Raw genomic sequence first — 13687 nt, forward strand, 5'->3', positions numbered from 1 at the left:
GGCCGTGACGATCCCCCGAGCGCCGAGACCAGGTCTCGCCGGATGTCCCGGCTGGCCGGTAACCGGAGAATTCTAGTCAGGTGCGGGAACCCCCTCCGACCACTCAGGCCGAATCCCCCGGGTCGTAGACCGATTGTTCACCAAACGTTCACGGAAACAGCATCTCGAAGACTCAGCTGCTTCCCGGTTGTTCACGCCGGCTGCGCGTCGCGCAGCCGCTGCGAGATGACGGTGGTGACACCGTCGCCGCGCATGGTGACGCCGTAGAGCGCGTCGCCGACCTCCATCGTGCGCTTCTGGTGGGTGATGACGAGCAGCTGCGAGGACTCGCGCAGCTCCTCGTAGATCTCCAGGAGCCGGCCGAGGTTGGTGTCATCGAGCGCGGCCTCGACCTCGTCGAGGATGTAGAACGGTGAAGGGCGCGCCTTGAAGAGCGAGACCAGGAAGGCGACCGCGACCAGCGACCGTTCGCCGCCGGAGAGCAGCGAGAGCCGCTTGACCTTCTTGCCCGGCGGGCGGGCCTCGACCTCGATGCCCGTGGTGAGCATGTTCTCCGGGTCGGTGAGGACCAGACGGCCCTCGCCGCCCGGGAAGAGCCGCGAGAAGACGTGGTCGAAGGCGACACGTACGTCCTCCCAGGCCTCGGTGAAGACCTGCTCGACGCGGTTGTCGACCTCCTTGACGATGTCGAGGAGGTCCTTGCGGGTTTGCTTGAGGTCCTCGAGCTGCTCGGTGAGGAACTTGTGGCGCTCCTCCATCGCCGCGAACTCCTCCAGGGCGAGCGGGTTGACCTTGCCCAGCGCCCGCAGGTTCTTCTCGGCGATCTTGAGGCGCTTGGCCTGCTCGGCGCGGACGTACGGGATCGGCTCCCGCTCGTTGCCGTCCTCGTCGGGGTGCTGCGGCACCAGCTGGTCCGGGCCGTAGTCCTTGACGATCGCCTCGGCGTCGAGACCGAGCTCCTCGAGGATCCGCTCCTCGAGCTGCTCGATCCGCATCCGCTGCTGGGCCCGCGCCATCTCGTCGCGGTGGACCGAATTGACCAGCTCCTCGAGCTCCTTGCCGAGGTTGCGCAGCAGCGAGCGGCACTCGCGCAGCGCCTGCTCCCGGCCGGCGCGGGACTCCTCGATCTCGGTGCGCGCTCTCGCGGCCTGCTGCACCGAGACCTCCAAGCGGTCCAGTGCGTAGGCCACCGCGGTCCCGACCGCCCTCGCAGCCTCGCCCTCCCGACGCATCTGCTCACGGCGGGCGGCCGCCTTGGCGCGCTGCTCTCGCTCCTGCTGGGCCGCACGTAGCAGGCCGTCAGCACGGCCGGCCAGTGCGCGGGCGCGCTCCTCGGAGGTGCGCAGCGCCAACCGCGCGTCCATCTCCCGCTGACGAGCAGCCCGGGCCGCTTCGGCCAGCTCTTCCCGCGCGCTCACGTCGGGCTCGTCCTCGGGCTCCTCCTCCGCCATCGCGAGCCGCTCCTCGAGCTCGGCGAGCCCGGCGACGGCGTTCTCGCGCGCCTCCTGCGCCTGCTCGACGGCGGCCAGCAGCCGCTCCGCCTCGCCACGCGCCGCGCGGGCCTGGGCACCGAACTGGCCGAGCTCCTCGGCCACCGCGGCCAGGGTGGCGTCGGACTCGTGCAGCTTGGCCAGCGCGACGTCGACCCGCTTCTGCGCGGCGAGCCGCTCGGCCTCCAGCCGGGAGGTCTCGAAGGTGGCCCGCTCGGAGACCGCGTGGGCCTCGGCGAGCTGGGCGGCGGCCTCGTCGACGGCGGCCTGCACCTCGATCAGACTGGGTACGCTGGAGGAGCCGCCGGCAGCGAAGTGGGCGCCGATCAGGTCACCCTCGCGGGTCACGGCAGTGACCTGGGGCTCCGCGGCCACGAGCGCCTGAGCCGCGGCGAGGTCCTCGACCACGGCGATCTTGTCGAGCAGCCGTGCCACCGCGGGCCGCAGCACGGGCTGGCACTCCACCACGTCGAGCGCATACGACGCACCGGCGGGCAGCGTCGGCCAGCCGCCGGTCTCCTCGGGCGAGCCGCCCAGGAGCAGGCCGGCGCGGCCGAGGTCCTCGGTCTTGAGATGCTCGATCGCCCCGACGGCCTCCTCGGCAGAGGAGACGACGACCGCGTCCGACGCGGTGCCGAGCGCCGCCGCCACCGCGGCCTCGTAGCCGGAGCGCACCGCGAGCAGCGAGGCGACCGAGCCGAGCACACCCGGAAGGTCGGAACCGAGCAGGGCTCCGGCGCCGTCCTTGCGGTTGAGGCCCATCTCCAGCGCGTCCTTGCGAGCGGCCAGGGTCGAGCGGTCCCGATCAGCCTGTGACGCCTCGGCCTGCAGCTTGCTCAGCCGCTCCTCGATGTCCTCGAGCGCGGCGGCAGCGGCCTCGTGCTCGGCGTCGAGACCCTCCTCCCCTGCGTCCAGTCCGGCGACCTTGGTCTCCAGGGCGGTGAAGTCCCGCTGGGCCCGCTCCGCGCGCGCCAGCGCCTCCTCGCGGGCCGCCGTCAACCGCCCGACCTCGTCGTCGGCGGCAGCAGCCCGCGACTTGAGCGCGTTGACCTGCCCGGTCAGCCGGGCCAGCCCCTCACGACGGTCGGCGGCGGCACGCTCGAGCCCCTTGACCCGGCGCTCCTCCTCGGCCGCGGCGTCCTCGGCTTCCTTGCGGGCCTCGACAGCCTCCTCGAGGGAGTAGCGCAGCTCCTCGACCTCGGCATCGGCGGCCTCCTCCTGCTCGCGCGCGACCTCGGCCTGCGCCTCGAGCTCCTCGGGGTCGCGCCCCTGGCGCACCTCGAGATCCTCCGAGCCGGCCGCGTTGCGCACCCGCTCGGAGGCCAGCGACTGGGTGCCGCGCAGCCGCTCTCTCAGCGAGTTCAGCGCGAACCAGGTCTCCTGCGCGGCGGCCAGCGCCGGCAGGTCCTCGCGCAGCGCGGCCTCGAGCACGGCTTCCTGCTCACGCCCCTCCGCGATGGTCTCCTCGACCTCGGCGCGGCGGGCCAGCAGCGCGCCCTCGTCGGCGAGCTCCTTGTCGAGCTCGGTCTTCGCGGTGACCAGGTCGTCGGCGTAGATGCGGGCCTTGGCGTCGCGTACGTCCATCTGCACCGTCTGCGCCTGCCGGGCGACCTCCGCCTGGCGGCCGAGCGGCTTGAGCTGGCGGCGGATCTCGACGAGCAGGTCCTGGAGCCGGTCCAGGTTGACCTGCGTGGAGTCGAGCTTGCGCAGCGCCTTCTCCTTGCGCTTGCGGTGCTTGAGGACGCCGGCGGCCTCCTCGATGAAACCGCGGCGGTCCTCGGGGGTCGCGCGCAGAATGGTGTCGAGCTGGCCCTGGCCGACGATGACGTGCATCTCGCGGCCGATGCCGGAGTCCGACAGCAGGTCCTGGACGTCGAGCAGTCGGCACGGGCTGCCGTTGATCGCATACTCCGAACCGCCGTTGCGGAACATCGTGCGCGAGATCGTGACCTCGGCGTATTCGATCGGCAGCGCGCCATCGGTGTTGTCGATGGTCAGTGAGACCTCGGCCCGACCCAGCGGCGCCCGCCCCGCCGTACCGGCGAAGATGACGTCCTCCATCTTGCCGCCGCGCAGGCTCTTGGCGCCCTGCTCACCCATGACCCAGGCGAGCGCGTCGACGACGTTGGACTTGCCCGAGCCGTTGGGGCCGACGATGCAGGTGATCCCCGGTTCGAGCTCGAGGGTCGTCGCGGACGCGAAGGACTTGAACCCCTTCAAGGTCAATCTCTTCAGGTACAACGCGCTCCCCCTGGTCCCCGGTCCGATGCTCCCGGGTCGTCGATCCTTCACACCATCGTGCACGACACGGCGTCAGCAGGCGGGTAAATGTAGGCCGTGCCGTGTCGGGGGAAGCCAACGGGGCCGATACTACCGTGCCTGAGCTCACCCGAAGATCACCATGGTCACAACTCTGTGAAGGGCTGCCCATGTCGTGTCGACACCAGATCGACCGGATAGGCTGACGCTCTCCGGGCGGACAGTCTCGACCATCGAGCGACCCCTCCCCACTGCGGTTCGGGCGCAACAGCATTGACTTCGAGGTAGGAAAGAGAGAGTTGCCAGTGGGCATGCCCGCCGAGGTGCGTACGGCATCTGCTTCAGGTCCTGGAGCAAACCCCGATGACGGCCTTCTCCGGTCCAGGGAAGCAGTCGCCCAATACCTGGCTCAACTGCCGGCCAGGTCCACGAGGGTGGCCGTACGTCTCGAGGACCTCGACCTGCTTCGCGATCTCGCCCTCGCCGACGAGTCGGTGACTGTGGATCGGTTCACACTGACGGTTCGCCACTGGGAGCTGCCTGAGCTCCGATGGAGCGGCCGGATGGGGTGGCTTCCTGGCGTGCGGAGCCTGAAGACGAGCTTCCCGAGCGGGAACAGCGGCCGTGCCGTCGTCGACCTCGAGCTGCGCAGCCCCGCTCCGCTGGCCATGGTCGCCCGTGCTGTCTATCCCTTGCTCGGCGTCGAGCGAGGGCTCCACGGTCATGGCCATCTTCAGCTCGGCACGGCCGGGGACCTGCCGGGCAACGGGCTCGCGCTGCTTCCGTCACGGCTTGCGCCCGGTGTGCCGGACACGATCTCGACCCATCTTGCGGGCGTCGGGCTCAGCCGGGCAGACGTCGGGCTCGTCGGATCCGAGACGACCAAAGCACGGTTCGACAAGGACGCAGACGACCCGCAGTCGACCGTCTTCCGCAGCTCGCTCGTGGTCGATCCCTCCGGTCACCTCGCCGTCGCTGAGCGAAGCGAGTTCCCGCTGGTCGACCTGAACGTCCACAACCCGATCGGCCGGGTGCAGGACTTCCATGAGTCCAAGGGCGGTGTGTCCCTCACCCTCGTAGGCGATGAGCTGGTCTTCGAGCCGGTCGATTCCAGCCCCATCGACCCGTGGAGCGTGCCGGCGCGGTCGACGTTGACGGCACGCGCGGTCAAGAGGCTCCGCCACGTGGAGTGCATCGATCTGAGCCGGCTCGTGCCGCTCGACGCCGAGACCGAGCTGCTGCTGTATCGGCGGCTCGCCGAGCTGGCAGCGACGGGCGCCGTCCTGCACTCGCTTCCGGACACCTACCTCCGAGCCGATGACATCCTGGGCCCGACGCTGGCGGCGTCGATGCGTCTCGCCTACCGACCCGCGACCGGTCTGGTGCGCGAGCTGCGAAGCGTTCCGCAGCGGCGCGAGGCGATGGAGCGGTTCGGTGGGTTCTACGAGCTGGCCGACGTCGTCGAGAAGAGTGGGCACCGGATGCTCCCGAAGGTCAGCGCGGTTCTCTCCACCATGCGCCCGGACCGGGTCAGTGCCGTCCTCCGAGCCCTGGCAGCACAGCACTACCCTCATCTCGAGGTCATCGTGGCCATCCATGGCGCCGACGGACCGCTTCCGGCCGACTTCGAGAGCGCGGCGCGGGCCTGTGACGCCATCCTGATGCTGCAGGACCGTTCCGTCCCCTTCGGCACCGTCCTGGCGGAGGCGGCCGGCCGGGCGAGCGGTGACCTGATCGTGAAGATCGACGATGACGACTTCTACGGTCCGCGGGTCATCAGCGACCTCGTCCTGGCCTATCTGTACTCGAACGCGGACGTCGTCGGAAAGACCACGGAGTACCTCTACCTGGAGGCCGTCGACCAGACCGTCCACCGCACGTTCGCGACCGAGACCTACCACTCTCAGGTGGCTGGTGGCGTGATGATGCTCTCTACTGCGGCTCTCAACGAGATCGGCGGTTGGCGGCCGACCCCGAACTCGACCGACCGTTCGATCCTCCTTCGCATCGGCAATCTCGGTGGCATCGCCTACCGCACGCAGAGCCTGGGCTACGTCTACGTCCGCCACGACGACGGACACACCTGGAAGCGGAATGATTCCCATCTCGTGACCGGCTCCTTCGAACAGTGGCCTCGATTCATGGACGAGATCGTCACCAGCTGACCCGACGCACGATCGCTGAGCGATCCTCCGGCCCATACCGGGTCGCTTCCCCCATCTCCGAACAGGTGCACTGACCATGTCGAACTACCTCATCGCTGCGCTCTCCCCCGATACCCGCCCGGCCATCGAGGCCTGGGTCGCTCTGCATGCCTCTGACGACTCCGAGCACCGTTTCGTGCCCGTGCCCGGCGGCGAGCTGCTCATCATGAGTCGCCGGGTGTCTCGATCCGTCGCTGGAAACCACTTCGTTCGCGGAACCGTCGTCTCTGAGAACGGCGACAAGATCGGCTACGGGCTGTCCGCCTGGCCGATCATCAGCCATGGACCTGCCAGCATCACCGGCGGTGAATATGTGGCGGCCGCCTGGTCGTTCCGTGATGTTGCCGTCTGGACCGACACGTACCGGGCAGTGCCGCTTCTCTACACCTCCGGTCCCGGCATCGTGGCGACCAGCGACTCGATGCTGCTGCTGGCCGACCTTCGACGACACCTCGGCCTGGCCGTCAGCGCGAACGACGAGGCAGTCATCGCCCGGAGTCGGACGCTCGCGCTCCACTCCCAGCAGCTCAGCAGCGACACCTTCGTGCAGGAGATCTCGTGGTGCCCCGCCGGCCGGCATCTGCGGATCGCTTTCGACCACGGTGAGCCGACAGTTCGGGTGCACGGAACCAGCGCCTACGAGAAGTTCTCGTCAACCGACATGAGCTACCAGGAGATGGTCAGAGCGGCCTGCGGTGCCGTGGCTGGACAGATGCGGGCCATCACCTCTCTCGACGGTGCCGTCCCGATGCTCGGACTCACCGGAGGACGCGACTCTCGGGTGCTCCTGGCCGGCGCCATTCGGGCCGGCGACGTGGGACGCATGCTCGTTCACGTGCACAAAGCCACCTCCGAGAACGATGTCGACTACGAGCGCGCCGTCGAGATCGCTCGGGTTCGGGGATTCAGGATCAACAACCCGAAGGACTTCGACTTCGGCGAGACCGTCAGCTACGGCGCGTCCACTCCGACGGCGATCTGGGCGACAGCCTTCATGGGCACCTACGACCGACTCGTCCCGAACCACACCTCGCATGGTCGCCCGCTGTCGATTCCCATGACCGGTCTCGGAGCCGAGCTCTCGAAGGGCAACTACGGCTGGCGGTCGTTGGAGGGCGTCCTCGACTACTTCACCTCGGAGCGGGCGGACAGTTCAGTGCACCGCGTCGAACGCGCTGAGGCGTTCGAAGCACAGTTCCGTAAGGGCCTGTCCGATCTCGGTGTCCCCGACGATCACCCGTGGGCCTCGGAGTGGCACTACCTCGGCTATCGCAACGGGTTGCACAGCGGTGCCCATCTGGCGATGACCATGATCGGGCTCCGCCCGCTCAACCAAAGCGTCATGGCGCGGTTCGCCCTGAACCCGGAAGCGCGAAAGTCGGTGGATACCGGCACTCAGCTGATCCCCGACATGCTGTCGGTGATGCACAAGGAGGTCGCATCGCTTCCCTACGACCGGCCTGAGCGCGAGATCACGCTGGAAGAGGCTTCACGGCGACGCTCAGCGCTCGGCGGTGCGCTCCAGGAATCCGAGATCCCCGAGGTCCAGATTCTCGGACATCCCACGGAGGTGCCTCTGGGACCTTTGAGTCACGGCCTTCGGATCGCTGAGCAGGCGGGTCTGGACCTGGATCACGGTGATCCCGACGGCATGCTCGCCGCGGCTCGAGACTGGCTCGATGGGATCGCGCACCCGACGACGAAGGCGATCTATGAAGACCTCTTCACGCTCACCAGGAACCAGTTCGCTAGGCTCAAGCCTTCTCATGCAGGCCCAGGTCCTGCCAAGCTGCTCGCGGCGCGGCTCTTCGTCTGACGTACAGCCAACAACCCCACTCCCTGGCGACCCTGTCGCCCCGACGATGTGAGTGCCGATGTCAAACTATCTTGTCGTCGCCATGGCCCGCCATCTTCGTCCTCGCATAGATGACTGGCTGCGCACCAACAAGGTCACGCGGACCGAGTATCGGTTCGTCCCGGTCGAGACCGGATTCATCTTGCTCATGGGGCGGGACGTCGCGCGTAGCGTAGGTCCCCGGAACTTCCTGCGCGGCACGGTGGTCTCCGAGGATGGGACTGCGATCGGCTACGGCCTGCCGGCCTGGTCGTTGGCACGCACCGGCCGGACTCGTATCACCGGCGGCGAGTATGTGGCTGCCACCTGGTCGCTCCGCGAGGCGGAGGTGTGGACTGACACGTTCGGCACCGTCCCGTTGCTGCACACCGCAGGACCGGGCATCGTCGCGGCGAGCGACTCGCTGCTGGTTCTCGCTGATCTCCGCGCACATCTGGGCCTGCCCAACTCCGTCGACCTCGAGGTCGTCGCGGCCCGAAGTCGGACGCTGGCCATCACGTCCCAGATGATCAGTTCGGACACGCTCTACAGCGAGATCGAGAGGTGCCCCGTCGGCAAACGGCTGCGCATCATGTTCGGAGGGGTCCTTCCGACGTCGGCCGTCGTCGGAGTCGACGCCTTTCACGCCTTCTCCCCTGTCGGTCTGGGATACCGCGACGTCATCCGACGAGCCTCCGCGGTGGCTGTCGGACAGGTGCGTGCGATCTCGTCGATTGACGGATACGTACCGATGCTGAGTCTCACGGGCGGATACGACTCGCGCGCTGTGCTCGCGGCGGCAAGCCGAGCAGGGGTGTCGAAGAGCCTCTTCATCGAGAGCCACCGGCGAACCGATGCGAACGTCGCGGACTATGAAGCAGCAGTGGGGCTGGCCCGTTCCCTCGGACTCGACATCAACCATCCCGCGAACTTCGACTTCGGCGCACCGGACGTCTACGGAGCACCTCTCGGCGCCGTCTGGGCGAGTAGCCACCTAGGGGTCTACGACCGGCTGGTCCCGACTCGATCGAGCAACGGAAAGCCTCGCTCGATTCCGATGAACGGACTCGGCGCAGAGATGGCGAAAGGCGGGTACGGCTGGCGCTCGGCGGAGCAGACCACCGCCTATTACGGCACCACGAGGCGCGACAGCTCCGCGTACGCGGGCGCCCGCCGCGACGCGTTTGCGCATCAGTTCCGCAAGGGACTGCGGGAGCTCGGTGTTCCGGACGACCACCCGTGGGCCTCGGAATGGCACTATCTCGGACACCGGAACGGCCTACACAGCGGTGCCCATCTGGCCATCAGCTTGATCGGCCTGAGGCCCCTGACCCAGGCGATCCTCGCCCGTTACGCGCTCCATCCCAGGCCTGGCTCTGACGGTCCCCGCCCTACCGGCGCAGCGCTCGTGCAAGACATCCTCTCGGTCACGGATGCCGACATGACGTCCCTTCCCTACGAGACCCCAGAGCGTGCGATCTCGTCGACGTATGCCGTCGAGCGTCAGGACGCGCTGGGCGGCCCCCTGCTTGATGAGGAGATCCCCGACGTCACCGTCTGGGGTACTCCTGGCGACGCCGTCTCCGGCCCGATGTCGTTCGGCTTGGGCATAGCGAACCGCTGGGGTTACGACTTCGATCTCGGCCCGGACCAGATCGTCGACCAAGGACGCGACTGGGTAGCAGGCATTTCAGACCCAGCGACGCGAGGCATCTACACCGAGCTTCTGGATCTGTCGTCGAAAGAGATGCAGAAGTGGCGGCCAGCCGATGCCGGCCCCGGTCCCGCGAAACTTCTGACGGCACGTTTGCTGGTCTGAGCTTCGCTGGTCTGATCGTGGACACCATCGGTGTCCGGATCAGACCTCGCCGCAGACGTTGCTGGGCCGTCAGGAGCGGGTGACGCCCCTGGCCATGCGTCCGAGCTTGCTGCGAACCCGGCGCTTGATGCCGAGCTCCTCGGCGCGCCGCTCAGCGGCCTCTGCTCGCTCTCGGTTCTTCCGAGCACGCGTACGCGCGTTCTCGAGCTGGATCCGCAGCTCACGCATCGGGAGGTCGTCGTCGCCCCGAGTGATCTTCTTGACCGGCTCGGCGGTGCGCAGATCCACCAGCCCGAGGTCGTTGCTCGAACGCCACTCCACGCCCCAGACAGCGTCGAGTGCCTCGATCACAGACACGTCCTCCGAGACGTACCGCTTGGCACGGCTGTAGGCGTGGGTCGACCGGATCGACAGCACCATCGACTCGTCGGCACCCTCTGGCGGGAAGTAGTTGACGACGCCGAGGTCCTCGCCGTACACCGACCGCATGATCTCGTGGAGGTCGCTCGGAGACAGGCCGAGATTGACCGGTACATCGAGGCGGTACGGCGACGGGAACACGTCGTCAGGATCCTCGTCCACCATGGTGACGCGGCCCTCGCACCGATACCACTCCTTCATGAGCTGCAGCTCGAGTGCGGCCTCGGCAAGGACGCGGCGTCGACCGGTCTCCAGGCTGGACCACGGACCGACGACGAGCACGTGCACGTCCGTCTCGGTCTGGTTGAGGATCATGTCCACGCAGCGGCGGGCGATCTCGGCGCTCTCCGCATCGACCCGCACGACGGCGGTCACAAAGGGCACCTCCCACTGCCGGTTGGCCGCCGCACGCCGATAGCGCGGGATCGGCATGCGCTGCGCGAAGTGGACGTCGTTGTAGTGGGCGACCTCGATGCCCTTGTCCTGCACGGTCGCGCGACCGAGGTGGTAGGTCTGCGCAGACTGCACCGGGATGAACACCGCACCGCGCTGCCACAGCTGGTAAGCGATCTCGGTGTCGTCCCCCAGCTTGAGCTCGGGACGCTGCCCCAAGGTCTTCTCGTACACCGCGCGGGTCACCGTCGCACAGGCGCCCATGTGCGTGGAGTAGTTGCGTCCCCCGGTGGCGTTGAGGTCGTCGGTCTGCTCGTAGATGTCGAGCGACCAGTGCCGGTGCAGTGTGTCGAGGTCGTGGTGCTTGCGGATCTCGTCGCTGCGCACCTCGTTGAAGACCTGCTCGGGGGTGAAGTCCCACTCCTCCACGAATCCCTTGTGGCCGATGGTCGCGGCCTCCGGGATGAAGTGCGCCCACTTGGCGTGCTCGCGCACGTTGTCCGAGAACAGGATCATGTCCGAGTCGACCCAGTAGATGATGTCCCCATCGGTTGCGTCGATGCCGATCTTGAGCCCGTTGGAGCGACCCCAGCCCTCACCCGCAGCCTCGTCCACCCTGATCAACCGGGTGTTCTTGGGAGCGTACTTGCCGATCTCGACAGGCGGTTCGCTGCCATCGTCGATGACGACGACCTCGAGGAGCTCCTCGGGGTAGTCCTGCGCGGCGAGCGACGCCAGGGTCAGGTCGAGCGTCTTGCTGTTGAAGGCCGGCGTGACCACCGAGACCTTCAGCGTCGGCTCCCACCCGTCGGGAACCGTTCCATCGAAGGCGTCGCGCCACCGGTTCTTGAAGACGACATCACGAAGGGCAGGGTTGGGCGTGAGCGATTTGGGCATTGGGGGGATAACTTTCTCTGCACAGGGTGGATCGACAGCGGACCCGAGAGGTGAACGTCGAGTGCCCGCTCGCACCGGCACCGGCTTCCGACAGGCCACGGCGCCGGTTCTCTCGCCCCCTGAGAAAGACCAGCCTTCACGCAGCGCGTCGGCGAGCAGGCCTGAGATTACCTCAGCGCGTCCTCCCGAAACTAAAGGAGAGCCGCCTCGCGGCGAACTGTCACACAACAGCAACGAATCTTCAGGCGCTACCCGGACAGGGCACCGTCAACAGCCGTCTCGAGTCTGCCAGCCAGGCTTCTGACGTACGTGGCGGTGACATGAGAGTTGTCGTAGTAGACGACAACGCCACCGATGGTGGTGAAACAGGTCCCGTCGCGACAGAACGACGGCACCGTGTCCATGACAGTGACGCGCGGATCGTCGAGATCCCGCGCGGCCAGGGTCATCGGGTCGGGCAGCACGGAGTCCTCGAGGCTGCCGTCGCAGGCGTCGAGATCGTCCAGATTGGCAGCGACACAATCAGGCTTGTTCTCGATGGGCGGAGCCGGGGGATCACGGAGTACCAGCACTCGCCTGCCATCTCGCGACAGGCGTTCGAGGACGCGCTCGGAGGAATCCCTGGCTCGCCGGAAACTGTCCTGGTCCGAGGTCGCGCCGGCCATCCGCCGGAAGTACCGATTGCTGAACACGACGAGGTCGACCTCGTCCTGAATCAGTTCCTCGAGGACATGGCGGTTCCAACGAAGGCAGTTGGCTGTCGTCGCCCGATCACGCATCCTCACCGCGCGATCTGAGGTGTAGCACTCGTACATGAGGTAGGTGGTGACATTCCAGCCGCTCTCTGTCGCGACCTGCTCGAACGCCGGCTGCCACATCGCTGCGTGGGAGTTGCCGACCAAGGCGATCTTGGTCGCGCCCTTCGCCTCGGATCCGAACGAGCACGTTCGATATTTCCGGTCACTCATCTGCAGCACGCAGCCGTTCTCGAACGGCTCGGCCACATCATCGACCGCAGCGAGCGGAGGCAGGTAGAGCCGAGTCCCGTGCGGATCGCATCCGTCCGTGGCGAGGGCCGCCGCTGCGAAGCACGGGTCATCGGCTCCCGCAGCGACGCTGGACGTGGTCTCCACGCTCGCCTGTCGGACCAGGCCGACACTGCCTACTCCTATGACCAGCGCACCGGCAAGAGCGAAAACGAAGCTGCGTCGCAGCGGCACACCGAGGGGGCGAGAGCCGCGGAAACGGTCCTCCACCATCACCTTCGTGCCCCACGACAACATGACGACCGCGCCGACCGCTGCCAGCTTGACCGGCCAGCTGGCTGGTTGTCCGAGCAGATACGGCAGCAGGACGACGACGGGCCAGTGCCACAGGTAGACGGAGTAAGAGACGTCACCGATCCATTGCACCGGCCGCAGGCCCATCAGTCCGACAGGTGAGGCGATTCCCTTCATCGGCTGAGCGAGGATGACAAGCGCCGTCGCGACGACCGGAACCACGGCCGCGACACCCGGAAAGACGGTCGACTCGTCGAACGTGCAGGCGGCGTAGAGGATCCCGGCCAGCCCCGCCCAGGACAGCAACCCGCGCAGCGTGCGACCGCCGCCCACAGAGGCGGGAAGCCAGATCGCTACCAGCGCGGCGATACCACCGAGCCCGAGCTCCCAGAACCGGGTCCAGGACCAGAAGTACGCAGCGTCACTGGACGGCGTCATGAAGGCAGAGCAGAGGAAGGAGACGAACGTGACGACGGCGATGACGCAGGCCGTACCCGAGAGGAGACTGCCACCCCGACGACGCACGAGCAGACCGCTGAGCAAGATCAGGATCGGCCAGCCGAGATAGAACTGCTCCTCCACCGAGAGCGACCAGTAGTGCTGCACCGCGGTCGGGACGTTGTCGGCAGCCATGTAGTCGACGGCCTCTGCCGCGAGCACCCAGTTCTGTCCGTACACCGCCGAGGCGATCGCCTGGACCGCGGTGCTACGCCACAGCGTCGCCGGTGCCACCAGCCAGGTGGCGACGAGCGAGACGCCCAGCACCAGCAGCGCCACCGGAAGCAGCCGTCGGATCCGACGGCCCCAGAAGACCGCAAGGTCCCGCGGCGTCGTCGGCGGGTGCTGCACCAGATGGGTGGTGATCAAGAATCCCGAGATCACGAAGAACACGTCCACCCCGACATACCCGCCGGTCAGGCGCGCCGGCCAGAAGTGGTAGATGACCACCAACAGCACGGCGAGCGCCCGCAGCGCTTGGATGTCAACGCGCTGGGCGCGCTCGGCCTGCGGGCGGGCCGAGGTCTGAACCTGAGGATCAGGCTGTGGGGGAGCCAGGGTCACAGCGGCGGATTATGGCATGGAGCCGTCGC

The 13687-nt window shown here is 67.6% G+C and carries 6 protein-coding genes; 3 read left to right on the forward strand and 3 right to left on the reverse strand.

Annotated elements, in window-relative coordinates:
- Nucleotides 1–191 precede the first annotated feature (191 nt).
- A complete protein-coding gene (smc, locus tag WBG06_RS21305; RefSeq protein ID WP_336739032.1) occupies nt 192–3731 on the reverse strand; it encodes a chromosome segregation protein SMC in 3540 nt (1179 codons plus the stop codon).
- A gap of 452 nt (nt 3732–4183) precedes the next feature.
- Between smc and WBG06_RS21310 the strand changes: the two genes are divergently transcribed.
- The 3 genes from WBG06_RS21310 (at nt 4184) to WBG06_RS21320 (ending at nt 9606) form a co-directional block, all read left to right on the forward strand.
- The gene (locus WBG06_RS21310; protein WP_336739034.1) at nt 4184–5914 is read left to right on the forward strand and encodes a glycosyltransferase; all 1731 of its coding nucleotides are present in this window, start codon (nt 4184–4186) and stop codon (nt 5912–5914) included.
- Nucleotides 5915–5990: 76 nt separating this feature from the next.
- Nucleotides 5991–7769: a hypothetical protein gene (locus WBG06_RS21315; RefSeq protein ID WP_336739035.1), complete on the forward strand. Its 1779-nt coding sequence runs from the start codon at nt 5991–5993 to the stop codon at nt 7767–7769.
- Nucleotides 7770–7827: 58 nt separating this feature from the next.
- Nucleotides 7828–9606, forward strand: a complete 1779-nt coding sequence (locus tag WBG06_RS21320; protein ID WP_336739036.1) for a hypothetical protein — start codon at nt 7828–7830, stop codon at nt 9604–9606.
- A gap of 69 nt (nt 9607–9675) precedes the next feature.
- Here WBG06_RS21320 and WBG06_RS21325 read toward each other — a convergent pair whose 3' ends face one another.
- Entirely contained in the window at nt 9676–11316 is a 1641-nt protein-coding gene (locus WBG06_RS21325; RefSeq protein ID WP_336739037.1) for a glycosyltransferase family 2 protein, read from the reverse strand.
- Between the two features lie 248 nt (nt 11317–11564).
- A complete protein-coding gene (locus WBG06_RS21330) occupies nt 11565–13658 on the reverse strand; it encodes an acyltransferase family protein (RefSeq protein ID WP_336739038.1) in 2094 nt (697 codons plus the stop codon).
- Nucleotides 13659–13687: the final 29 nt, after the last annotated feature.

It is taken from the genome of Nocardioides sp. CCNWLW239, from assembly GCF_037137035.1.
Lineage (GTDB): Bacteria > Actinomycetota > Actinomycetes > Propionibacteriales > Nocardioidaceae > Nocardioides.

Coding starts and splice junctions, on each gene's coding strand:
- WBG06_RS21315 (WP_336739035.1), top strand. CDS start 5,991: ATGTCGAACTACCTCATCGCTGCGCTCTCCCCCGATACCCGCCCGGCC.
- WBG06_RS21320 (WP_336739036.1), top strand. CDS start 7,828: ATGTCAAACTATCTTGTCGTCGCCATGGCCCGCCATCTTCGTCCTCGC.
- WBG06_RS21325 (WP_336739037.1), bottom strand. CDS start 11,316: ATGCCCAAATCGCTCACGCCCAACCCTGCCCTTCGTGATGTCGTCTTC.